The organism is Aquimarina sp. MMG016 (assembly GCF_018100805.1).
Taxonomy (GTDB): Bacteria; Bacteroidota; Bacteroidia; order Flavobacteriales; family Flavobacteriaceae; genus Aquimarina.
Map to the genome: position 1 here is coordinate 372,907 of NZ_JAGJEA010000004.1, position 25,603 is coordinate 398,509.

Here is a 25,603-nt window from a genome sequence, read left to right on the forward strand (position 1 = left end):
AGTGAAAATTCAGCTATTCTTTAACTTTAATTCGTTTTCTATATTCCGTAGGTAAGATTCCATATCGCTCAAAAAATATCTTTGAAAAATAACTTCTACTTTTGAGACCTATTTTGTATACAATTTCAGAAATTGAATCGTCAGTATTCTTGATATGGTCTCTGGAAATTTCCAATTTTAATTGCCTGATATATTCATTAACAGATTTTGAATATAAAACTTTAAATCCTAGCTGTAGTTTTTTTGAACTTATCCCGGCTCGGCTAGCTAATGTATTAACAGAAAGAGGTTCTGAAATGTTATCAATGATATACTCTGATAATTTATGGATTTTCTTAATATCTTCCTTACTCAATGATTCCGGTAGTCCTGCATCATTCTCATAATTATGTTGTTCTAACAACTGCATTGCCATAATCAGATTGAGCTGTCCTTCTATTGATAGCGTTCTTACGATACCACTTTCGTGACTTTCCTGGAGTTGTTTTATCTGATCCGCAATTTTGAGATTGTAATTACCAAGATGTTTAAAAGGTACTGAATCTTTATCTCCATTAAAAACGGATAACAATCCCTGACTTAGCAACGATAAATTACTATTTTTTTTCTTAGCGTACTCCACTGGAAGTACATAGATAAAATTAACCTTTACCGATACTGTCTTCGGAAATATATAAGTTTCCTTTGACAGTTTTTGAGTGGATATAATAATATTCTGATAACGCTCAATAGAAAGATATTCTTGATCAATACTATTGAAATATTCTAGTTTCCCTTCAGAAACAAAAACAAACTCAACAGGATTAGCACCCTCGATACTAAAAATAATTTTTGTGTCTTCTATAAAATTAACATTGTAATCAACTAAGGTTACTCCCCAATCAAAAGCAATACTTCTGATCATACCTTTTCCGAATTCATTATCAAATTCTAGAACACACTCTCCCCACTGATGCTTTAAATTCCCTTTTAAATAATTGTTTAATTGTTCTAAAATCTCTGCACCATCAACACTACGTATTTCAATTTTCTGCATGCTGCTACTCAATCTTATTTTTCTTTAGTAATTGTACAAAGAAATTAGATTTGGCGTGAACAGATTAACAATTTTGAAACTTATACTAACACTTTTGATCAGTTTATACTCACAAGAAATGGTCAAAAAAGGTTTAGAAACACTCTAAACAGACTTATTTTTCTGATTTAAAAAGCCTTATGCAGATTGCGAACTACCTTTAGTATTTCTGACTTGATCTAAATACTGTTTAGGTGTTAGGCCGTATTTTTGCTTAAAGAGTTTAGAAAAGTAACTTCTGGAATTAATACCCACCTTATAGGTGATTTCGGTAATATTAAGACTTGTTGATTCTAATAAATCTTTTGAAGTCTCAATCCTATAATTTCTAATAAATTCGTTTACAGAGGTTTTATACAACTGTTTAAAACCGGATTGGAGTGTATTTTGATTTAAGCCTACTCGCTTAGCCAAGTTGACTACGTTACCAATGGTTTCTATTTCTTCTTTAATAATTGAAACGGCTTGCTCAATACTTTCTACGGTAGCTTGTCTGAGTATTAATCGCTTATCAGGCTGATTAAGATCATCCAGATATTGCTGTAATTGGTGGGTTAAAATTTCATATGCTTTGCCCTCTAAAAAAACTTGGCGCATAAATCCTGTCAATTCACATTCTGTAAATTCTGAAATAAACTTGGAAATCTCAAGACTATAATAATTTTTATAATAAAATTCATTAATTCCATTTACATCCCTAAAAAGCCCAATAAGATCATCATTCATATCAGGGAGAAAAGATTCTATCTTCTCTTCAAACTTTTTTCGATTAATCTGAAGTGTGAAAATACAAATTGGTGTATTCGCCGGTATTTTAAAAAGGTGGTTATTTTTAGGAGTGCTGGAAAGCATGACATTCTCCAATCGTCTTATCTCTCTAAATTCTTTATCATCTTGCAACTTATAATTAAAACTCGACTCTCTGTTAAACATAATTTTTAATGGATGTACGACACCTTTTTTCATTTCGAAATGAAAGTCTTTCTTCAACAAATAATCTGTTTCAACTACCCCTATCCCAAAATCAAATTGAAAAGACCGTATGTAACCAGAGCCAAACTCTTCGGGTAGTCGCATGCACCTTTCGTGATGGGATTCTTCATAATCGCAGCCTAAACTACTGGCTAGATCGACAATTATGCTCTTCACATCCTCATCTTTTATCTCGATTTTTTTCTTCATTAATATTGGTCAATAGTTGTTATTAAATAAAGATACCCTTATTTAATAAGAATCTGATCAAAATTAATATTTAAAAGTAATGGAGTCAATAAAACCAGTGATACAGTTAATATATATCCTTGTATTTGAAGAAATTTACCATAGTAAAGGTTTGAAAATCAAACCACTCTTATAGGAAGAGGTTTTAAAAACTAAATAAATAATAATCATATGTTACGTTGGACAGTAATTTTCATCATTTTAGCACTAGTTGCTGGAGTTTTAGGGTTTGGTGGTATTGCGGCAGGGGCTGCTGGTATTGCTAAAATTTTATTTTTTGTTTTTATCGTATTATTTCTTTTATCAATTATTTTCGGTAAAAGGTTTAAAGCATAAGCGGAACTAATTTTAACTAAAACTAAATTTTATGAAAAAAATAATCATATCATTTGCGGCAATGTGCTTAATTGTTGCAACTACATTAAGTTGTAGAGAAAAGAAGACTACTGGAGAAAAAATTGAAGATGCCGTAGAAGAGACTGTAGAAGCAGTGGAAGATGGAGCAGAAGAGGTCAAAGACGCTGTTGAAGATGCTACGGATGATAATTAATCGTTATCCACTACATTAACAGCTCTAAAGAACAGGTAATAAGGGTAGGCCATTACCTGTTTTTTTTAAACTCATTAATCAACTTTATCCTAAGAATAAATGGGCAATTTTCAATTAAAAAAAATAGTTCGGATTGCAATCAATTTCTTTTTTATCATGTTTTTGATGATGTGCATCTATTTTGTGAATATTTTAATCTAACAAATTAAATTTTCGTGATTTGGCTTTAAAAAAGATATCGTAATTAAAGAAAAAATCCTTAGAACGTGGTAAGCAATACTAAGCACGCATATAACCACCAAAACAATTTAAGCTAAGAGTTATTAAAAAATAACAATTTTAGAATGTGATGGTAAAATTCTTTGAAATCACTTTTTTTCTGCTGGATTTCTAGATACCCCAGCACTGTCTGGTTCTATAAATTTCACAAAATCCGAAGGACTTTCAATTTGATAAAATGATTCCCCTAAAATTAAAATGGGCCTTCTTATGATACGAGGATTCTTTTTAATAATCTTTAACCAATCATGAGTACTCATAGATGTTTCTGGATCATACAAACCCTGATAATTCGGATACTTTTTCTGAATCAAATCAGTAATATGAAGGCCGAGATTTTCAGCAATTTCTAACCATTGTGTTCCAGAGATTTGAGTTTTGGCTGTATCAATAACCAAAATACTTTTTTTTGATGCACTAACATAACTATAAGTTTGTTTACCTAAAGATTCTTCGGAATTATAAATTAATGTAATCTTATTTTTATCAGTTGAAATAACTCCCATAATAATTAAATTTTTAATTTTAGAAAATTATCCCTTTATCAACTACTGCGATGATCCGATCCAAATAAATGGTAGCTCATTCAAAAAATTAAAGTACTAATACCAAAATGAAATTAAACTTATACTCATATGATTATTGCTATTAGTCTATATACCATTCTCAATCTTCTTGCTTTTGTGCATATAATCTTGTACGGATCACGACCAACCAAATCTCTCAGCTGGCTTCTGATTGTCTTAATATTTCCGTTTTTTGGAATTCTCTTATACATAGTTTTTGGAATTAACAGAAGGAGATTTAAATTTTTTAAGTTAAAGCAGACGGTAAGAAGACGTCTTTACGATGAAAACTTTAGAAGTCGATTAACAAAAAAACGAGAAGTTGAGTTCACTAACAAAAAAGCTTTAAAACTATCTAAGTTAATGCGAAATAGCTCGGATTTTGCTGCACAACCATGCAATGATGTGAATGTACTACAGAATGGCGAGAAAACATTCGAAATTATTTTTGAAGAATTGAAAAAGGCAGAAAAATTCATACATCTACAATATTATATTTTTGAAGAAGGGGAGTTAGTCGACAGACTTTATTCACTCTTAAAAGAAAAATTAGAAAGTGGTGTTGAAGTGCGTATTTTATATGATGCAATAGGAAGTTACTCTTTGCGTAAGAAGGCAATCAAAAAATTTAAAGATATAGGTGCAAAAGTATTTCCAATAATGCCCTTGCATTATGGAAGTTTTTTGTTCACATTAAATTATCGAAATCATAGAAAAATTATAATAATAGACGGAAAAGTAGGTTTCACAGGCGGTGTTAACATCTCTGACAAATACATCAAACCCAATTCTGAACTAGGTATTTGGGATGACACTCATTTGTTTTTAAAAGGTCCAGCGGTTGATCATCTACATCGTGTATTTATCAAAGACTACTATTTTGCAAGTGATCAGGAATTGCTATTGAAAAACGCTTATCTCCCTGAAATTGAAGGGCAAGGCGATGTAGCTATTCAGATTATAGCTGGGGGACCAGATTCGGATCATCCTTCAATTATGCAACAATATATATCAATGATCAATCTGGCAGAAGAGTATATTTATATCTCTAACCCTTACTTTATTCCAAACAGCGCTATGCTTGAAGCTTTACGAATTGCTGCATTAAGCGGAGTCAATATTAAACTACTTGTGCCTAAAAAATCAGATTCGTGGTTAGCAAAACACAGTATGCTGTCATTTTTCGAAGAATTACTCTTTTTAGGAATTGAAATCTATCAACAAAAAGATGATTTCTTACATAGTAAGGTAATTGTTATGGATGGAGAAATTGCCTCCGTAGGCTCTGGAAATTTCGATCACAGAAGTTTTGAACATAATTTTGAAACTAATGCCCTTATTTACGACAAAACCATCGCAGAAAGTATCTGTAAAGATTTTATGGAAGACTGCGATGAAGGTGTTTTACTCGAATATGAAACCTATAAAAATCGTCCATTGAAACGAAAGCTTTCAGAAGGAATTGCCAGATTCTTTAGCCCACTGCTGTAATTGTCTAAATTTTAAATTTTAATCCAGCCCTGATGTAAAAACTATTTTTATCATTGATAGTCGATACATTTTCCTGATCTTCATTACGTAATCTTATATCATTAATGAGCGTAAAACCGGTATAAGTGTATAAAACAAAGTGATCTGTTAGGTACCTTTCATATCCAATCCCAGACAATACGATGGTCATTGAAATATTATTAGCCACTTGCTCCTCAGAAGTCACGACATCCGTAAAACTTCTATTATTTTGAATGTTGGCAAAAAAACCATCTAATGTCACAAATGCTTGCAATGCATTTCTTCTTTTGAAACGAACTTTAATATTGGATTTTGGAACTCCTAAAACAAAGGACCAATACGGACGAAATTCTCTATAATAATTTACAAAGGGTAACGGAAAAGGTCTTCCTGCGGTAGTAGAATACCGAATCCCAAGAATTAGTCGCCAAGGTTTTGGTATAACTTCTTTAGTTTGATCCTTAACAAAATAGATAGACCCAGTGAACAACACATCATCATTATTTAACCCGTCTCCCTCAAAGTTGGAAGCAACAATAGCTCCCGCTTGTGCTGCAAAACGCCAATTATTTTTTAATTTGAATGTGTATGCCAGAGTGCCTTCAAAGGAACTGAAACGCTCTAATTCGTTTGTGTCAAAATCGGTTTCATCACGATAAATAAAATTAACGTTTCTGTATTCTATACCAGGCACTAAATAACTGCCTTGTTCATTTAGTTTAATAGGATATTTAGCAAATACTCGTAATCTCCTAAAGGAATTATCACTATCTCTTTGCGGAAAAAAAGTATATTCTATTCTTGCAAGATCTGACACCTGACATTGAACAGCTACGCCAGAAATTAGAACTAAAAAGAATAAAACATATTTTTTCATAATTTCAGTTAAAATTTGAAAGCGAAAGAAAATGAAAATCTCGCTCCGTCTTCTCCGGTAAATAAATTAAAAGTAGCGCTTAAAGCATCAGCACTATTCATCCAGAATCCGCCGCCAAGACTACTATGCCATTTATCAGATTGATCATTATCAGAAATCCAAACCCTTCCTGTGTCTATGCCTGTAAAAATTCCTATCTGCAAGGGCAATACACTGGTTTTGAATTGTTTAAAACTGTAACGAATATCAGCACTTCCTACCAGTGCGGATTGCCCGGTAAAACGTTCGGTTCTATAAGCTCTTAACAGATTGTCAGCACCTAGTTGTGCCCCTTGGTAAAATTCAAAATTTTCTCCAATATTAAATTGCCCCTTAGCGGCTGTTTTTAATACCAGCTTTCTATTTCTACTCAAAGCGTTATAAAAGCCCAGATATGGTTTTATATATCCAAAAGTTCTGTCCGTATTATCCACATTCATTCTTCCGCCTACATTGATTTCGAATTTCATACCTCTAGTCGGGTTTACCGTCACATCATAGCTTTCATATCCATATGTTCCATCTAAACCGGCAAACCATTTTCGCTCAAAGGCTTCAAGATTAGGCAGACCAGCTTCTAGTGTAATAAACCGCTCATTTGTATCATCGACTTTTATTCCTTCGATAGATCCTTTATATTCAAAATAACTACCTAATCTTCCTTTTTTAATTGCTCCCAGTGCAGTACTATATGTGCTTAATTTTACTCGATTGTAATCAAAATCTAATTCATCTTGATTATTTACAGTTTCATTTCCAAATCCAAAAAAATTCACTGCAAAATTTGGGCTAGTATACCTTACATCCACTAGTAAGTTATAATTCCCTAATATTCCTGCAAACTCTCCGGAGTAGCCAATATCGAATCCCTGAGTAGCAAAATAGTATCCTCCAGAGAATGTGTGCTTACTGGAAAAAGGATTACGATGAAAGCCATTAATCGTAAAAATTGCCATAGGACCAATTCGTATTCCGTCATCCGGATTAAAACCAATCACCGGTAATACAGAAGAAGTAGTTAACACATCTTCATTCTTATCGAAATTATTGATCTGATAATTATCTGTAAAGCGGATTTTTGCACCACCTTTTTTCTCGATAGTATTAGGTTTACTTTTATGATCATAAACAGCTATTTTATGTCCTTTATTGAATCGATAGATATCGTTATTCTGTCCTCCAACAATATTAATTCGTATAGGATTATCAACTTCACCAGTAGATTCAAAAACATCATCATCATCCAATCCATAAATCCAAATTTCTTTGGTCTCTTTTTTATCAAATGTTTTATCACTTAACATTACTCCTTTCAGGCCATCCTTTATTCTGTAGACTCTCACTCTAGTCTTACCATTTTTCATCCGATAAATCTCTACAAGATCATCTTTATCGGTTCCCATTACTATAGAAAGACGCGTTAAACAATCATAATATCGATCAGCTATATCTACGATATTTTTACGTCTTCCTTTTAGATTTTTTATTATAGTATTTAGATCTTTTCCTTTAGCTTCGGGAGGAATATTCCTGAAAGCGTTTTCAATAGCATTATCAGTAAGATTTTCTTGTATATATTTTGCTTGTTTTAACCATTCATCTCTTCCACTATTTCTGATTAAGGTTCTATCCAGTCTGGTTGCCGAGGAGTTAATCCATTTTACATCTTTTAACTCATCATCATATACCTGAAATTGATTAGCAAATCCCATCAAACCTCTTAAAGTTCCCAGAAATCCACCATCAAAATTAGAAAAAGCCTGATCTCTATCTCTTGGTATAGGTTTAAAAATATGATCTCCATTCTCTAGTTCGTATTCTGCCCATCTCCACTGATCTTGATGACGATCCCAATCACCAATTAGCATATCAAAAATTCTGGCTCTTATATACGACGGTTCGTCGATTTTATATTTTTCGTCTCTTCGCAGCCTTTCATATACATCGGCTGTGCTCTCTATATCGTCCGGTTTACCAAAAGAAGCTAAGTCTTTATGGTTCTCTTCCGGTCTCTCTTCGATCATATATAATTCATTACCAAATTCCGCATTAAATTTTCCAAGAGCCTTCTGTTTAGGTATGTAATAAAGTTTGGGGTTGGTGTGAAAAACACCAACAGCATCAGAAAGTTCTGGAATTACGGTAAATATGTAGGGATGCCCTGCCGTATAAAAGTCAAGTAGAATATCTTCTGAAATCGTGTTTTCCAGAGATTCTTCTACATAATTATTCTGAAAAACCGTGGATTGCAAAAATTTAATTCCACTTTTCTTAAGCGCTCTCATATTAAATTGCTTTCCGTCTTTATCTTGTAATCGGATAGAACGGGTTTGGTGCCCTCCTCCTTTTCGGACTACTTCTAATCCACCATATAATGTATCTAGAACAGCAACTTTTGCTTTTATTTTAGTTCCATATAGTTCTCTATAATGATCCCCCCAAATACTCTCGTAAAACTCTGTTCGGTCGGTTCCTTCTGTTTCATATACAGACGCTTCAACTACCTGCTGAGTAACTCCAGGAATTGACTCAACATCATAAGTGGGTGTTTTTTTATAAATTTCTTTTTTAAAAAGTAATTCTGGTTTATTGTTTTTACTTCCAAAATAAGAAGCCCAAGAAGATCCATCTTTATACATATCCAATCTAACAAACCCTTGACCACCATAGGCAAAGATTCCATCGTTACTTAAAGCAGCATATGAATTTTTAGCACCAGCTCCGGATACAATCTGTTTAATACCGTTGTGTTCTATATATTGCAACGAATGTTCATGTCCTGAGGCAAAAATGATTTTGTTAGCTCCTTTTGCCAATGTTTCTAATCGCTGAACTAGCGATTTGTACTGTTTATTTTGATTATCCTGCGTAGAAATAGCTCCGCTAGTACGAATCTGCATCGCCAAAGAGCCTAAAACAGGTAGTGGAATCTTTTTTTGTGAAGGGTAGATATGTTTTATTGGCGCATATTTACCACCGTGAATACCATTTGTGTATAAAGGATGATGTAATGCAAATAAAATAGTTTTGTCCTGGTTTTTTTTAAATTCACTCTCTACTTCTAAAAACATGGCCTCTCTGGTTTTTATCTCCGGACAATTATCATTGATCGTTGGATGTTTATTCCAATCCTCGAGATACCATTGAGAGTCCAAAATAATTAGCTGTATGTTCTCTGTGATTTCTATACTTTCTAAAGCGCATCCTGTTTTTGGTTTAAAGAGTTTTTTATCATCAAGTTTATCTTCAAAATACTTTTCCTCTCTTTCAAGTCCTTTTAGGCCTTCGTTATACCAGTCATGATTTCCAGGAATGAAGTATACCTGGCCATCAAAATTTTTTACCGCATCTATCTGAACATCCAGACGATGCTCTGCGATCGGTCTGTCTTTTTTATCTTTTTTAGGCATCCCATCAGGATAGATATTATCACCCAGAAAAATGGTATAATTCCCTTTTTTTTTATGTCCTTCTAAATATTTCTCTAGTGCCAACAGAGCGGGGGTACTTTGTCCGGGTTTTGCATATCCTGCATCTCCTATGAGATAGAAAGTCTTTTCTATCTCATTATTCTCTGGTTGCACAGTGTCATCAAAAGATTCTCGATATTTTGGTTCATATGAAGCACAACCCCACACAAGTAAGGTTAGTACAACAATGAAAGTATACTTATAATTCATAATAATTAGTTTATTGTAGAAATATTTTCGGAAACAAATGATTCCCACTCTGCAAATTTTTCTTCAGACATTACTCGTTCCATTTTAACTTGTCCACCTTTTTTCTTTTGAGATCCGCTCCATTCTGAGAAAACCTTTACGGGAACGGTAGTTACTTTTACTCCTTTTAGCGCTTTACTGCGAGCTACTTTATAATTTTTGTTTGCATTTTTTAATACCTCATCCAGTTTATCCGATAAGGTTTCATTATCAACAGAACTATCTGTTCCTAAATACCAATGGTGATGAAATTCATCATTAATTCGGGTAGCAGCAAGGGTAAATTCTGGTATTTCTATATCAAATTTTTCCTCTAACTCTCTTAAGGCAGTATTCATTTTATTTACTGATAACTGTGATCCGACAACATTCAGGAAAAACTTGGTTCTTCCGGTAATTCTTATTTCAGCACATTCTACATCAGTAAATTCTATGGTGTCTCCGATTATATATCTCCAAGCTCCAGAAACTGTACTTATCAGTAATACATAATCTTGATCTAGTTCTACTTCTGCAAGGGTGATAGACGGAGCATCTTGTTTTAGGGAACCATCTTGATTAATATATTCTGGTTGAAAAGGAACAAATTCAAAATAAACTCCATTATCAGTAATCAACTTCATAGCATCAGTTTCTGGGCGTTCTTGATACGCTATAAAACCTTCTGAAGCCAAATATGTATCGATGACATTAATCGGATGCTTTAACAAGCTATTAAAACTTTTTTCATAGGGAGCAAAGGCAACCCCTCCAGAAGTGTACACCTGCAGGTTTGGCCAGATATCGTGAATGGTTTCAACCTTATGGTAATCAATTACTTTTTGCAACATTAATTCCATCCAAGAAGGGATTCCGCTTAACGCACCAATATCCCAATCCTTTGCTTTTTCCGCAATTCTTTGTACTCTCTTATCCCAATCATCAATCTTTGCTATTTCTTTTCCGGGTTTATAATAACCCTCGAACCAAAAAGGAATGTTACTAGCACTAATTCCACTAATTTCACCTTCCAGATGGCCGTTTCTTTCTTGTAGATCGGTAGAACTGCCTAACATCATGATTCCTTTTTCGAAAAAAGATGCCGGTAAATCAAAGTTAGATAGCGCTTCCACTTGTTTGATTCCTGCACTACGAATCGCTTCAATCATATCATTGGTGACTGGAATACGTTTGCTTTTCTTTCCGGTGGTTCCGGAGCTTAACGCAAAATAATCCGGACTACCAGGCCAGGTAACGTTCTCTTCTCCGTCAATGACACGGTGCCACCATTGTTCTAACAATTGATGATAGTCGAAATACGGAATCTTACTTGCAAATTCTTCCTGAATATTTTTAGCCTTCAGTATGCTCTCAAAATCGTACTTCATCCCAAATTCAGTTCCGGAAGCTGTTTTCAACAACTTCTCCAGTACTTTTTGTTGCGCATCCACATGATTCGGTTCTGAAGTTAGCGCTCCCTTCAAGTTTATTGCTCCTTTAATAATACTTCCTATAATTTCCATGAAGTTTTTTATTTTGAAATAATTGGTTCTGCTACCTTTTCGGCAAGTTCTACGTTGGCAAAAGCAAAAATAAATGCGATTACCGAGAGTATTATTCCGATGGTAAAAACTATATATGTGATCTTCAAAAGCTTATATTTTCTTTGCAGTACTACACCAAGGAGATAGAGGTCTTTGGTTAACATTTTGTACACATATTCCTTCTCATTAATTACCTCATCAATTGCTTCCTGATATCGATCGTAAGGCATCTTGAAAAAATTTCCGAAGAATAATAAATTTACTTTTCGATTTTTTACTTGCTCCTTGGTAAATTCTCCTCCGGTAACTTTTGGTTGCGTGGACATAATAGAAAGGATGATAGCCGCCACACTAAACAATACTAATATCAAACTAGGGATCATTAAATGTCTATTTGAGGGAGCATCTAATTTTGGAATCAAATTAGCGAGCGCCAACGAAATAATGATTGCATTTACAGAAAGTAGAATATTTGCTTTGGTATCTGCTATATCACTAAGTTTAATATGATTTCTTAGGGTAACTCTATATAACGTTTGAATTCCTCTTTCGGGACTTTCATTTTTATACTTTGCTTTTAGTTTAGCCTTTAAATCCTCTTTTTTCCTTTTCTTCTTTCTTTTTTTACCTTTCTTTACAATCTTTAAAAGGTTTTTATTTTTAATGGGCTCCCAATTTTCAATTGCGTACCTGGTGTAATATTTGTGCTCTTCAGTAAAAAGCTTCAAGTTCTCTTTTCTCCACGCTACAGAAGAATAGTCTGCAATTCCTTGTAAACTATACTCCTGCCTCAGTAATTCACTTACTTCATTATAATAATCTTTTGCCAAGTGTGAACTATCTGCATCTTTTAGTATTTCTTCTAACTTAGTTGTTGGCTCCTGATCAAACTTTGTGGCTCTTATGCAAGCAACTGCTTTTTGTTTTTTTGCTTTATCAATTGGCTGATCTCTAAAAAAACCTTCAATAATTAAAACACTTTCCTCTTCGTGGTTTTCAGTGCTCTTTATGTAACCAGCATCATGAAACCAGGCCGAAAGGATTAAAATTTCTTTTTCTTCGTCATTAACGTCAGAAGCTTCACAAATCTCTTTGACACTTTCTACCACTCGTTGTGTATGTAAAAAATTGTGATATAAAAATGTCTTTGGTAAGTCATTTTTAAAAAGATTAAATATGTAGCCTTCAGCTTTTTCTAGTATTGATTCCATGTTTCTTATATTAATTAGTTTCATCTAAGGTAAGAACAAAATGAGTTAACCTTTCTCTTGTTCTTTAACTAATAACATTATTTCATCGGGAGATAAATACAACTGTTTGATTCGTGCTTTATATTTTTCTGATAGCGAACTATGGTTAAGTATAAACCTTTTAGTTTCCAATATATAGTCCTTCATGTTATGTGAAACTGCGTAGGTGTCGGCCACGCGTTCTGCTTCTCTTATATAATTTTTAGAAAGCCAATATTTTAAACCAAAAGCAATTAAATTCAGACTACTTCTCTCATGATAATCTAAGATATGTCCAAGTTCATGACCAATCCAACCTATTAAAACATCTGAAGGAACGTCTTTGATTTTTAATTCTAATCCGTCTATCTTAAAAACTTTACTCATAAGGATCACATACCTTCTTTTTCTTTTAGATTTTAAAAGTGTAGAGAATTTCGGTTGTGCTTTCATGAATGATTTATTCAATGAAGGTTTGAATTTAAATTCAATGTATACTTTTCCTAATTCAGGATAATGCGATAAGGCAGTATTAACTTCCTTCAGAATATTCTCCGGAATTATTTTATTTTCAGCGTATATTTTTGAATCTGTGAAAAAGTTCATACATATGATTAAGGCAACTACTAATTGACTATTAATTATCATTTTCGTAAATAATGGTCTTTGCATTTTATGTTTAGCAAGATAATTAGACCCTATTGTAGACCTTAATGCATATGAAAGAAAGAGTAACTCTTTTGATTAATATATTTTAAAACTATCATAGATTTTCAAAATGGTCGTCTAAAAAAATTAATCGTTTGGACAACCACGATTCTATATATTCTAGATGTTCTGACATAGAAACATCTGATGGCCATATCATCATCTCTCTTTCATACACTTTATTCTGATTGAAGTGTTTATATATTTCTCTTAAAGTGTTGAATAAATTTTGGTCGCTAAAAGCTCCTTCTCTTAGACTCAACCAACGATTTTTAAGGCGTTGTCGATAGTTATCTGGATTTACTTTTAGCAAACGATCGAACAAACCGTTACTCAAAATATCATCTGTAGTTGGGATTCTTTTTCCATCTTGAATTGTACCTAAAACACCGTCTAAGTCCCAAGGAACATTAAAGTATGGCGTTTTTTTGTCGTACCGCGCCACGTAGAAGTTTTTACCTAAATTATCGGTAGCTCGAATTAGATTAATAAATAAAAAGTAGTCTATTGCGTTATCCAGATCAAACTTTTGAGCTATTTTTTTCTTAAATGTAGAATCTTTGGATTTAATCACGAACTTGGTAAATCGATAAATGTTTTTCCATTGCGCTTTATAATTCAAAAAAGGATATTCAATTTCGTAACCGGCCCAATGTGGAAAAATATTTTTATACTTTGGTGCCATCTTGTATGCTGGAGCACCATTATGACTTCCCGCCTTGAATAGCTCGCCTCTCACTTTACGTTTTTTATGTTTTTTGAGTTGTAAGAGTTTTCGATCTACTTGTTCAGTTAACGCATATATTCCGATATATTTTGAATCCAAAAAAACCTCTGTAAACATTAAGTCAATGCCACTTTTTGCATCTTCTTCTTGATTTAAGTATGAAGGTTTGTGAATCGACAACCATAATTTATTGCAGAAATAAGATCGCAAACGAAGTGGTTCATTATACAAACCATCTAAGATCCAATCATCATCCTCTCGAAGGTTGCCAAATTGTTTATCGATGGATATTTCTTCTTTTGCATCCTCCCAAAACTCTAAATCATATGATTTCTTCGGAAATTTTAAAGAAATATTACCTCGCAATTCTATACCTGCTAAGGCATTCTTACTACTATCTTTGTTAGTAAATGTAAATTGAGAAGAAACCTTTGGATCGTCTTTTACAACCTCTTCTATAGTTATTTTAGTAATCGGAAGTTGTGTAATATATAGTTTAAATATATCATTCCCGTGGTTTACACTATAACTTTTTGCATATGACAAACTATCTAATGATGAAGAAAACACATAGCCTCCTTCAAAGTTTATATTTAGCATATTGCTGTTAGAATTCCAAGTATCCAGTATCCTAAAATTCCATACAATAATTTTGTGTGTTTGATCTATACCATAACGCTCTTTTTTCGGAGTTAGCATCTCAATATCTTGTGATAATAATTGAGTGCAACAGCAAAGTGTTAAACCATATAAAAAAAGAACCTCTTTTTTAAACTTCATTGAGTTTTTTTAGTGAACATTATTCTCAAAATACGAATATCGATTAAAATAGCACTAAAATGTAACTCAATCCCTATAAGTTTTATCTGTATTCATAAATCACTATCAATTTATCTTCTTTTTGACTATTTTGAAGTTTATAACGATTTTGAATTTATGATTTTTAGAGTAACAAGTATCATCGTACTATTTTTTTTCTCTACGAGTACTCAACAAAGGAATGAAAATGGTGAAAAAAAGATAAAACCCAAACTTGTAGTTGGTATTGTTGTTGATCAAATGCGTTATGATTATCTCACTCGATTTTATGATCGATTTGGAGAAGGCGGGTTTAAAAGAATGATTAAAGATGGTTTTTCCTGTAAAAATCATCATATTGACTATATTCCTACTACTACTGCTCCCGGACATGCTTCCATTTTTACAGGTACTACTCCTAAAAACCATGGAATTATTGGTAATACCTGGTATAATAAAATAAGCAAACAAAAAGTATATTGCGTTGAAGATAACACTGTCTCTCCGGTTGGCACAAGTAGTTTTGACGGTAAAATGTCGCCAACCAAACTGAAAAATACTACTATCGCTGACCAAAATCGTTTACATACTCAAATGCGAGGTAAAACGATTAGCATAGCGATCAAAGACAGAGGTGCAATCCTTTCTGGAGGGCATACTGCCAATGCTGCTTATTGGTTTAGAGGAAAAGGACAAGGAAGTTGGATTTCATCTTCATACTATATGAATAAACTACCTCGGTGGGTTGTAGATTTTAACGAGTCAAACATTATTGATTCTTATTTTAAGGATTGGGATACTCTATATGAAATTGACTCTTATACCTCAAGTGGACCTGACGACACACAATTTGAAAGAGGTTTTAAAGGGAAAGAAAAAGCTATATTTCCTTATAATTTACAAAGGCTTAAGGAATTTAATAGTCAATACGATATTATAAAGCATACTCCATTTGGAAACAGCTTAACCATTGATTTTGCAGTTGCATCCATAACCGAAGAAGAATTAGGGAAAGACAATAATACAGACTTTTTGACAATCAGTTTTTCGAGTACAGATTACATTGGGCATAATTTTGGGGTAAATTCTAAAGAAGTCGAAGATACCTATCTTCGTCTAGATAAAGACATAGAACGTTTGCTATTGAATTTAGATAAGAAAGTAGGTAAAAATCAATACACTGTTTTTCTTACATCGGATCACGGAGCCACGCAAGTTCCTCAATACCTAAAATCTATAAAAGTACCATCAGGATACTTTAAGGAAGCAACCGTATATTTAGAGCTAAAAAATCATATCAAATCTTTTTATAAAACAGATAGTATTATTGAATCAATTACCAATAATCAAGTTTTTTTAAATTATAGAATCATTAAAAAAAACGCTCTGGATGCAGAAGAAATTCAACAAAGGATTGCAAAGCATCTCTTGCAATCAGATAAAATTGCTAAAGTATACACCCGCACACAATTACAAACCTTAGGTTTTAGTGAAGGAATAGGAAGTTTGATACAAAAAGGATTTAATCTTACAAGAAGCGGAGATGTTTGTTATATTTTAAACCCAGGAGTTATCGCATACGCAAGAACAGGATCTGCACATGGGAGTGGATATAACTATGACACCCATATTCCATTATTATTTTATGGCCGAGGTATCAAACCAGGCAAAACCTTTAAGAAAACGACTGTATCAGATATAGCTCCGACAATTGCCACATTGTTGGATATTAATTTACCCAATGCTTCTTCAGGCAACATTCTAAATGAAGTTTTTGATTAAATTTTACGTTATGAAAAAACCTACAACAATTAACATAAAGTCATTTTTTAGGATATTAACCACAACTTACAAAAACTGGAGCTCTAATGAACCGTTCCAAATGAGTGCTGCAGTAAGTTATTATTCGTTGTTTTCATTTCCAGCTTTACTTATCATCATTATTCAGGTCACTGGACTATTTTATGAAAAAAGAGAAGTTAAAGGTAAAATTATTAAAGAAATATCTGAAGTTCTGGGTATTGATGCAGCTAATACAGTAGAAGTAATGCTTAAAAACGCAGTAGATCAAGAACAATCTACTTTGGTGATTATCATTGGTATAATTACACTACTTTATGGAGCAACAGGAATGTTTATAGCCTTGCAAAAATCTTTAAATACTATATGGAGAGTGAAACCAAAACCAAAAAACGAAATTTTAAAAATGATAAAAGATCGAATTTTTTCGCTTGGACTGATCTTAATGATTGGATTTCTATTACTGACCTCTTTAGTATTAACGGCACTAATTACAGCTACCACAGATTGGATCAGTCAACATTTTCCAGATTTCATTTTATATGCGATACAAGTAATTAATTTTGTGCTATCCTTACTACTTACAACTGTATTATTCGCTTTCATGTTTAAGATATTACCTGATGTTACAATGAGGTGGAAAGATGTTTGGTTGGGCGCTTTTATCACAACGATTCTGTTTAGCATTGGCAAATCTGCCTTAGGTATTTATTTTGGAACGGTAAATCCCGGATCCACGTTTGGAGCAGCGGGATCTGTAATATTGATACTATTATGGGTCTCATATTCTAGTCTTATTTTGTTTTTTGGAGCAGAATTTACACGAATACTCGCATCCAAATATGGTGCAGGAATTCAACCTGCCTCTTATGCGGAGAAAGTTGATTAATCCTATAAATTCTTATTCCTGTCATTTAGGATATCTACAATTCTTTCAATCTATACTTCTTTTCTAAAAGGAATGGTGAGCTATTAAAAGAAGGGCTTAAAAACTTAAAAAATGAATGTTAGGATGTTAAGGTTTTTAAGGTTTCTGAGTTTTTGAAATTAATAATAAACACTCAATATCCTCGGAAGCCTTAAAAACCTCACAATTCTTTTTTAGAGACGTGAAGATAATTACCGTGAGATTTTCGTTGCAGGTAACCTTTTTCTACAAATTGTTTAATATACCGTTCCGCACTTTTTTGAGGTATCTTTAATCTTTCTGAAACATCACGATAGCCTTGAGTCGTAAATTGCGATGGTAATTCGTCTAGAAAACATTCTTTAATATTCTTCTGACGAGGAAGCGTTAGTTTTTCTTTAGGAAGGTATAAGAATACACTCTCCATATGCACTATTAATGTTTTGATTATAAATAATGCAATTTCAAAATCCCTTGGCTCACATTCTTTTACAGTATCCAGATTTTCCGTTTCCATCATTCGTAATACTGATAATACCATTACTATCCTAAAACATATTAATCCTAATCTAAACAAGGAAGCTTCCATTCCGTTTTTTTGGAGAAATAAAAAGGTATCATATTCTTTTCTGAAAAATTCATTAAACCGTCTTGCTTGTTCAGTGCTCAAATGAACTTTTACTCCGTTAGAGATCAATCTTAATTGTGAATAGAATATCGTGAATTCCTCTCCTAATTTATCAAATACTAAATCCAATTCTTCTTCATCGTCATTAGCAAATACATCTCTCCATTGCCGTTGACGATCCATATGGTAAAACATAAATCGACTGAATAATCCATTTTCTGAATTCGGCATTAATGTCCTTACTTGATTTGGTGTTCCAGTCAATACAGTAGACAATTTAGGGCATTCAATATCCACATATTCTCTGTCTGTTCTTCGATAATAGCTAATAGATTCGTGATGAAATGCTTTTCTAAATCCATCACTATAATTCCCGTGTTCGCTTTTAAAGGTTTGGGCTAAGGTGTCTCCTTCAGTTTCGAAGATTAACCCTACTCCTTCGTTATTTGCCAATAACTCAAAGGTTCCTGTAGCACTGCTGTTAGCTGGAATAAATAACATTTTCTCCAGAGGTTTATTGGGTTTTACGAGCGTTTGATCTTTATTTTTACTTAGATTATACTCTGCGAGTTCAACTTCATATTGTATTTTTTCAGTGCTAGTCTCTTTCCTTTTTTGTATATGAATGGGATTGACTAATCTTCTGCATAAATTAACTCGTCCTTTGCCCGAAGAAGCAGGTGCTGTAACAAACAGAAAAAGATTTGGATATACAGTGAACCGATCATAGATTCCATAAACATTGGGTAAACAAGCACTGATACATGTCAAAGCACCTAGGAGGAGTATATCTCTTTCTTTTGAATTACTAGCTGTATGCCCTACTTTCTTTAAAAACTCTGGTAGCTCATCAAAAATAAAGGTTGAAAACTCAGCTAACTCTTTCTTTGGGAGTACTACTTCTTTCTTTTCATTATTAATAGTATTGTATGAATTTATTTTTTTTTGCACATAACCAGCTTGTTTGGCGTAGTGAAAAAGTGTTCCGATAGTTACTCCCACCCTTTTTCCTTTTAGGCATCGTTTATACTGTTTTTCACATTCTTGATATTTATACTTGGGATAAAACTTACTTATCCTATGGTAGTAAGATGCTCCTATCAGTCCAAATTCATCTGCCAATGCAAACCCTATTTTTAACCAATCTTCATAGTTAGAAGTCATATCCGTTCCTGTAGTTTCTATCCATTGTATTAATAGTTCTATTGCGTCATTGGTATCTGAAATAGTATAAACAGGTGTTGTATTTATGCTTTTTGGTAAAGTCTTCTCTTGGATATTAAGAAATGCTTTAACATCAAATTCTTCCATCGTATTATAGTATGTATTTAGGGTTGATGTAGGCTTCTGGATCATATGATAAAAGGCAGGCTCTACTGACATCACTACCACTAACATCCACCTGTATATTATAAGCTAATTTTAGATAATTAGAAACTGCTCGGAAATATTCTAAATGGGTAACTTCTTCCAATGATATTTTAATTATCCATTTCAATCCCTTACCTCTAGGAGAGGTAAACAATAGCTCAGTTGGAAAATAAGAATCCTCTAAAAGTTCTACTTTGATCTTTTGCAAATTATTTGCACTGTCTATATTATCTATATCTACAGTAAGTAATTCTGAATACTTTATTAAGGAGGTATTATTTCGTTGTGTAAACGTGCCTGAAAAAGTGACAAAATCAAAATAGCTTTTCTTATATTTCTTCTGTTCTTCTTCTGTAACAAGCTTTCTAATTGTATCTGTTCGATATTTCCTAATCGGATCAGTAATCATCTTATAGGTCTCATAAATCCCTACTGTTTTAGTTGCGTAGAGATTATAAAGGTTTTTTGAAAAATAACTAAATCTTGGATTCCATTCCTGATCAGGGATTGTGTCCAAAGCATGATTGATTTGTTCTAATCTCGTGTCATAATCAGAAACTTTGGATTCCAGTCCTAAATGCAGCACATCATTAATACGAATAAGTAATTCATCTTGTGTAATAGTTTTAAAATATAACTGTGCAAAATCAAAAACATCTCCCTTAAAACTCTTGTCCTTTAGATCCTGGTAAACACCACTACCGTTTACAACACTAATTTTCAAACTACCACGATATTGAGGTAAAAAAGGGTTGTTTACAGGTTTACAATCACAATTGTTTACCGATAGTACTATTTCTTCTTCTGGAAAATGTTGCTTCAATATATATCCATATATATGTATACCGTAATGTGTTTTGGACAAGATATGCTTTCTACTAATCATAACCTTCTCTTTTTAGTGGCTAATGACCGATCTACTTCTTTTTGTATCTCTTCAATAGTTTTTTTTCTTCCTGTTTTAATCCAATCAATAAGCTCCAGTTTTGAGAAGTAGAGCTTTTTGTGTTTTTTCATCACCGGAATTTGCTTGCGCTGTACATACCCATAAATAGTAGGTGCTGAAACCTCTAGAAAAGTGGCTGCTTCCTTTACACTAAACAACTGATCTTTTTCTGGTGTTTCTTCTTTGTTTTGTAATAAGATTCTTTTGATCTCACTTATTTCGTTGCTAAGTTTTGCAACGGCTTTTGGTAATTTATCAAATGATAATTCTTCCATAACGGTATTTTAAATTTTATACCACAATTTTATGGGAGTGCTTTGTAGGGTATCAAGGGGGTAAATCGTTACCCCATAAAAACCCACCTCTTTTTAAGTAACTTTTAACAGTTTTTTATTCGAAGAAAGGTCGTTATAAATCCCTAAGATTGGATTTTTACAGGTTTGATGATCTGTAGAGATAATTTTATTTAGGTATTTCAGGGTAAAATCCTTGGCATTACCTCTTTCTAAATATTGAAAATTAGAGGCTATCCATTGTTCTAACTGCATTTTATTACAATTGAATACTAGTTTGTTTTCGTACAATTGCCAAAAGACATCTGCTAGCTTATTCCCTTCAGAAAGAAAAAATATTTTATTTGGAAGCGGGCTGGCTGTTTCCAATAAAGTTTCTAAATAGTAAAAATCCTTTTCTGAAAAATAAGGCTTTAAAATATCGCCTAATGATATGATAGAAGATTTCTCAAAAATAGGCAGACCTTGTTCTCGAGGTTTCCGAAAGGGAGGTAATCCGTGATCACCGTGGAAACCTACAAAATTTTCATTATCCTGAACTACAGCAATTGGTTTTTCTTCTTTTTCTAGTTTTTCCAATGCTATTACATCCAGAATATTTCCTGTAAATTGCTGTAGTTCTTTTTCTAAAAAGTCCTTTAGATAGATGTGAGTGGCATAAACATGAACTACTTCCGGATCTAAATCTATGGATGGTAAAAAGTTAGACTTATAATAGTCTGCTTTGATCCGTAAATATTCGATTTCTCTAATGTAGTTTGAGTCTATCTGTTCAGCATAAATATCTACAAAACCATTCTCTAGTAATTGTTCTGCCCCATCTTCTATATCTTGAATCTTTTTTAATTCTCCTTTTAGAATTTTATCCCGTAGAGGAGATTCTAGCTTTTGAATTATATATTTTTCTTTCTTTATGTTTTCTAATATCAAAGATGCATTGTATTGTAAAAACCAATATGTAAATTCTATTGTGTTTTCTTCATGTTCAAAAAACAGCTTGTAAATATCAATAGGGATTTGTAAACTGGTCGTTGCTTCTTCTGTAGAATCAACAAATAGATTAGAATATTTTTCTTTGCTATTTTTGAAGAAATCCAACCGTTCAGCTATAGTACTAAACTTTTGTAATTCCTTAATTATATCTTCTTTTGGATATGCCATAGAATGTTAGAAATCCATTAAATTTTTAGCAAATTCTTTTTTAGCTTCATCTTCAAAGCCTGCAAAATATCCTTTGGTAACTTTTAGATCACTATGGTTTAAAGCTTCACTTATAAACTCCATACTTGCACCTTTTCGAACTGCATTTGTAGCGAAACTGTGTCGCGCCCAATAAAAAGAGATGTCCTCCGGTAGCTTATTCTTTTTTGCTATTTTCTTAATGTGTTGATTAACAAAACGATTAAAGTTTTTAATATGTTTTGTGATCTCTACCGCTGACATGTTATTTTGCAATATTGGAAAAACATATCCCGACTCAGATTTATTTCCATACTTTCTGATAATTTCTTTGGCAAAATCATTTAAGTAAATATTGATTTTTGTTTTTCGTTTAGACTTCTGAAAAGTTTTAGCTCTATAATAACGAAAGGAATTACCATCAAAATCAGCATACTTTAGCAATGCAATATCTTTCATATTCATTCCATTACAAGCATAACTAAAAAACCAAAAATCTTTTGCTTTTTTCTGTTCAGGAGTTTTCGGTTTCGTATTAAAAAATACTGATAATTGTTGTTGGTTAAGAGCTTTTCTAACTTTTCCTGCTTCAGAAATCTGAAATTTCTTCTCACCAAACGGATAGATATCCCTATTAATATCGCCATCATCTATCGCATGATTAAAAACCACCCTCAAATTCCGTAAATAGATAGCAATTGTTGTTACACTCTTTCCCTTTTCCAACATATACTCTTCATATTCTTCTAACCAATTTGGGGTTATCATTCCGAAAGGAAACCTATCTCCTACCTTACCACTTTTGTGTAACAAAAAATCAGTTAAAGACTTTAAGGTGTACTTGTGCCCATCCGCAGTATTTATTTTTTTACGTCTAAGGTTTCGTTTAATCTCTTTATCAAAATGATAGAATACATTATCGCCATCAGTTGATCTTCTAAACATTTTTCTTTCAAAATCTTCAAAATTGAAGAAACTAATTTTCTTAGCTTCATCTTTAGCCCTATTTTCAATACTACTTAATTCTATTCTAAGCTCCTCATTCGTACCTCTAACTCTTGTATTACGCTCCCATATTTTTTCAAAGTCTTTTTCGGAAAGGTCTATACTAAGAGGATATAACTTTACCTTTTTTAAGGTAGTGGCATAAACACGAAGTTTAACAGGATACAAACCACTCTTTTTAGATCGTCTGGTATCAAGAAAGATTGAAATGTTATAACTCATACTGATTTTCTTTTGTGCAAACATAATTCATTTGCACAAAATTTGCACACAAAATCAATAATTAAACATATAAAACCTATAAACAACCATTACTAAAAACAAATTAATTAACTGATAATCAAAGTATTTATAAAAAACAAGATAATAAACAACACTATATTCTCATGATTACGGCTCAAGAGGTTGCAGGTTTGAATCCTGCCGAGGTCACTTAAGAACGGAAAGCTTACCAAATGGTAAGCTTTTTTATTTGAATAAGGTGAGAGTTTGCTCTCAAACCGAAATGAAAATAAAAAGATAAGAAATCGAAGATTTTGAGCTTTCGGTTTATACTACGGAGTTCAAAGGAAATCCAATCCTGCCGAGGTAACGAATGAATCACAAAAAAGTGAATTGCAAGCGAGTTTCAGAAATGAAGCTCGCTTCTTTTTTGGAATAAAGTGAAGTGATTCTTTTTGTGAATCTTAAAGCGGAGCTTTACCAGAAAAGATGAAGTAGCTTTCAATTTTGTAAAAGAAAAAAGTACCGAGACGAATGTGGCTAAAATACTCAAAACCAAAATAGCAAAGTATCCTTTTGTTTTTCAAGATGAATTTCAATTACAAGTTATACATACAAATCCTACTGGTGAAATAATATCTGCATATAAATATCTTGGTAAAGGTAATGTTGGGACTATGGTGTTAGAAAGTACATATAAACTCCTTTTAAAAGGAAAAACAAGGGAGTATCAGCAATTATGGTCAGAACTTATAAGTACTATTAGTAAAAAGGAAGTTGTAGATGTTAGTTGGAAGGAGAGCCCAATGATAGCTATAAAAGACCAACCTTATGAATTTACATTAAAGGCCTCCATTTCGAAACCAGAGATACGAATTAACCAAGGATATCGAATAGCGATGCAACAAGATATTGATATACCTAATGTATGGACCGGTATAACCTACCCTAAGAAATTGGGTTGGAGTAGGATATCAGTACAACAAGATACTACATCTGTTTTGGATTATTTCGTGGCTGACACTATCGCGTGGAAGGCAAAATCATTGTATGACAAAATTCTAAAAAATAGCAAATTCTTCAATCGGTCCTCAAAAACGGAAGAGCAACAAAGTTTCCCTTTAGAACCTATAAACCTAATCTGGGTGTATATTTTCTTTTTGCTGTGTATGGGATATTTATGGTTAGAGCCCAAAATTGGAAAATAATGCTGTGAAAGATGCATAATTTTTTTACTTCCAGATACGATACTGTTTTACCTTTAAAAGTAAAACAGTTATGTATCCAGAGTTTTGTTAATATTGAACTTTTTTTATGTGTTTCTCATAATCAAAAGGTTATTTTCGAAAAGACGCACTCTTTTTACTCACATTCGATTTTTTGGGATTAGCATTTTTTGAAATTGATTTCTTTACTTTGTTTGCTTTATCCCAGATGGCTTTATATTCGGATTTCTCGACCTTCATATATTCTTTTACTTGTTCATATGTGATGCCATGTTTTTGTGTAATTTCTCGAATACTTCTTAGGTCATTTTTATTTTTACTTTTGTCTTTATCTACTTTGGAAGTGGCTTTTTGGGCTTCGATATATCTTTCCATCCAATTGATAATCATTGTCGGCACAGTAGGTATTTTTACACCTCTATGAAGATCGGTTGTACTAGGTTCAATTTGCATGCCTTCTTTGACATTTTTATTTATATTTTTAGTCACAATATTGGCCAGTTCTATCTTCAAGGTGATATCAATTTTTCTTGAAGATTTTTCACGCTGAAAATGTCTCAAAAAATTAAAAGTAGCCATACTGCGATCATCTTTGATTAATTTAGCCCCAGTTGTTTTTTGGAGCAATGCTACGCTTGCTTGGTAGCTTTCTGGAGTTAGCAAATCAATATCTACATCCTGAGGAGGTCTGGAAGTTCCTCTTAAAGCTGCCGCATAGCTTCCTCCCAAGGAATAACTATCTTTTATATCGGGAATTTTATCCAATTCTTTAATGAGAGACTCTGTTAAATTATAGGCCATTTTAAACTTAATAAGTTCATTTTGTGGATGCGAACCTCCCAATCTAATATCACCCAAAGCCTGAGGGATTTTAGATTTCGGTTGAGTTGCTTTTGTATCTTTAGAATCGCCAGAAGACACTTTTGGTATAATTTTATCTTTTGTAACGGTTGGAGAGATCAGCCTACTAAAATCTGCTTTTTTTATAGTGGTGCCAGCTGTTTTTTTGCTATCTTCTTTTTTCTTCTTTGCCATCTTGAAATGTGTTACTGTAGAGGATTATCATACAGGTTCGTATTAAATTTGATAATTGTATTCGTTTTTCCTTTCTATCTATACTTGTTTTACTATACAAATAGCTGAGTTTTTTACATTTTTGAATACTTAATTATAAATGATTAGAATTTAATTAGGGATGATTGT

21 protein-coding genes are annotated in these 25,603 nt (G+C 32.8%); 6 read left to right on the forward strand and 15 right to left on the reverse strand.

Annotated elements, in window-relative coordinates:
* Positions 1-13: 13 nt before the first annotated feature.
* Positions 14-1,036, reverse strand: coding sequence for an AraC family transcriptional regulator (locus J8M14_RS10825; protein WP_211074628.1), 1,023 nt, complete (start codon positions 1,034-1,036; stop codon positions 14-16).
* Positions 1,037-1,213: 177 nt separating this feature from the next.
* Positions 1,214-2,257 carry an AraC family transcriptional regulator gene (locus tag J8M14_RS10830; protein ID WP_211074629.1) on the reverse strand — a complete coding sequence of 348 codons (1,044 nt, stop codon included), beginning with the start codon at positions 2,255-2,257 and terminating at the stop codon, positions 1,214-1,216.
* Positions 2,258-2,467: 210 nt separating this feature from the next.
* Here J8M14_RS10830 and J8M14_RS10835 point away from each other — a divergent pair, with 210 nt between their 5' ends.
* Positions 2,468-2,632 (forward strand): DUF1328 family protein, encoded by a 165-nt coding sequence (locus tag J8M14_RS10835; RefSeq protein WP_211074630.1) that lies wholly within the window; start codon positions 2,468-2,470, stop codon positions 2,630-2,632.
* Between the two features lie 31 nt (positions 2,633-2,663).
* Positions 2,664-2,846, forward strand: coding sequence for a hypothetical protein (locus tag J8M14_RS10840; RefSeq protein ID WP_211074631.1), 183 nt, complete (start codon positions 2,664-2,666; stop codon positions 2,844-2,846).
* Positions 2,847-3,214: 368 nt separating this feature from the next.
* Here J8M14_RS10840 and J8M14_RS10845 read toward each other — a convergent pair whose 3' ends face one another.
* A complete protein-coding gene (locus J8M14_RS10845; protein ID WP_211074632.1) occupies positions 3,215-3,631 on the reverse strand; it encodes an ArsC/Spx/MgsR family protein in 417 nt (138 codons plus the stop codon).
* 129 nt (positions 3,632-3,760) lie between these two features.
* On the opposite strand from J8M14_RS10845, the gene cls reads away from it, so the two are divergent.
* Positions 3,761-5,182, forward strand: coding sequence for a cardiolipin synthase (gene cls, locus J8M14_RS10850; protein WP_211074633.1), 1,422 nt, complete (start codon positions 3,761-3,763; stop codon positions 5,180-5,182).
* A 4-nt stretch (positions 5,183-5,186) separates the two neighbouring features.
* On the opposite strand, the gene J8M14_RS10855 is transcribed toward cls, so the two are convergent.
* From J8M14_RS10855 to J8M14_RS10880, 6 genes are all read right to left on the reverse strand, one after another.
* On the reverse strand, positions 5,187-6,080 hold the full coding sequence (locus J8M14_RS10855) for a DUF6268 family outer membrane beta-barrel protein (RefSeq protein ID WP_211074634.1): 894 nt from the start codon (positions 6,078-6,080) through the stop codon (positions 5,187-5,189).
* Positions 6,081-6,088: 8 nt separating this feature from the next.
* On the reverse strand, positions 6,089-9,799 hold the full coding sequence (locus J8M14_RS10860; RefSeq protein ID WP_211074635.1) for a metallophosphoesterase: 3,711 nt from the start codon (positions 9,797-9,799) through the stop codon (positions 6,089-6,091).
* Between the two features lie 5 nt (positions 9,800-9,804).
* The gene (locus J8M14_RS10865; protein WP_211074636.1) at positions 9,805-11,340 is read right to left on the reverse strand and encodes a GH3 auxin-responsive promoter family protein; all 1,536 of its coding nucleotides are present in this window, start codon (positions 11,338-11,340) and stop codon (positions 9,805-9,807) included.
* An 8-nt stretch (positions 11,341-11,348) separates the two neighbouring features.
* Positions 11,349-12,572, reverse strand: a complete 1,224-nt coding sequence (locus tag J8M14_RS10870; RefSeq protein WP_211074637.1) for a Pycsar system effector family protein — start codon at positions 12,570-12,572, stop codon at positions 11,349-11,351.
* Positions 12,573-12,617: 45 nt separating this feature from the next.
* Positions 12,618-13,196 carry a hypothetical protein gene (locus J8M14_RS10875; protein WP_211074638.1) on the reverse strand — a complete coding sequence of 193 codons (579 nt, stop codon included), beginning with the start codon at positions 13,194-13,196 and terminating at the stop codon, positions 12,618-12,620.
* A 157-nt stretch (positions 13,197-13,353) separates the two neighbouring features.
* Positions 13,354-14,805 carry a CotH kinase family protein gene (locus J8M14_RS10880; RefSeq protein ID WP_211074639.1) on the reverse strand — a complete coding sequence of 484 codons (1,452 nt, stop codon included), beginning with the start codon at positions 14,803-14,805 and terminating at the stop codon, positions 13,354-13,356.
* 156 nt (positions 14,806-14,961) lie between these two features.
* Between J8M14_RS10880 and pafA the strand changes: the two genes are divergently transcribed.
* Positions 14,962-16,605: an alkaline phosphatase PafA gene (pafA, locus tag J8M14_RS10885; RefSeq protein WP_211074640.1), complete on the forward strand. Its 1,644-nt coding sequence runs from the start codon at positions 14,962-14,964 to the stop codon at positions 16,603-16,605.
* A 10-nt stretch (positions 16,606-16,615) separates the two neighbouring features.
* Positions 16,616-17,512, forward strand: a complete 897-nt coding sequence (locus J8M14_RS10890) for a YihY/virulence factor BrkB family protein (protein WP_211074641.1) — start codon at positions 16,616-16,618, stop codon at positions 17,510-17,512.
* 199 nt (positions 17,513-17,711) lie between these two features.
* Here the strand turns inward: J8M14_RS10890 and J8M14_RS10895 are convergent, their stop codons facing one another.
* From J8M14_RS10895 to J8M14_RS10915, 5 genes are all read right to left on the reverse strand, one after another.
* On the reverse strand, positions 17,712-19,514 hold the full coding sequence (locus J8M14_RS10895; protein ID WP_211074642.1) for a DUF3987 domain-containing protein: 1,803 nt from the start codon (positions 19,512-19,514) through the stop codon (positions 17,712-17,714).
* Positions 19,474-20,415, reverse strand: coding sequence for a BT4734/BF3469 family protein (locus J8M14_RS10900; RefSeq protein WP_211074643.1), 942 nt, complete (start codon positions 20,413-20,415; stop codon positions 19,474-19,476). The genes J8M14_RS10895 and J8M14_RS10900 overlap by 41 nt, the downstream gene beginning before the upstream one ends.
* Positions 20,412-20,750, reverse strand: a complete 339-nt coding sequence (locus J8M14_RS10905; RefSeq protein WP_211074644.1) for a helix-turn-helix domain-containing protein — start codon at positions 20,748-20,750, stop codon at positions 20,412-20,414. The genes J8M14_RS10900 and J8M14_RS10905 overlap by 4 nt, the downstream gene beginning before the upstream one ends.
* Before the next feature lie 93 nt (positions 20,751-20,843).
* Positions 20,844-21,929, reverse strand: a complete 1,086-nt coding sequence (locus J8M14_RS10910; RefSeq protein WP_211074645.1) for a hypothetical protein — start codon at positions 21,927-21,929, stop codon at positions 20,844-20,846.
* 6 nt (positions 21,930-21,935) lie between these two features.
* A complete protein-coding gene (locus tag J8M14_RS10915) occupies positions 21,936-23,174 on the reverse strand; it encodes a phage integrase SAM-like domain-containing protein (protein WP_211074646.1) in 1,239 nt (412 codons plus the stop codon).
* A gap of 536 nt (positions 23,175-23,710) precedes the next feature.
* Here J8M14_RS10915 and J8M14_RS10920 point away from each other — a divergent pair.
* Positions 23,711-24,382, forward strand: a complete 672-nt coding sequence (locus J8M14_RS10920; RefSeq protein WP_211074647.1) for a hypothetical protein — start codon at positions 23,711-23,713, stop codon at positions 24,380-24,382.
* A 129-nt stretch (positions 24,383-24,511) separates the two neighbouring features.
* Here J8M14_RS10920 and J8M14_RS10925 read toward each other — a convergent pair whose 3' ends face one another.
* Positions 24,512-25,435, reverse strand: coding sequence for a hypothetical protein (locus tag J8M14_RS10925; RefSeq protein WP_211074648.1), 924 nt, complete (start codon positions 25,433-25,435; stop codon positions 24,512-24,514).
* Positions 25,436-25,603: the final 168 nt, after the last annotated feature.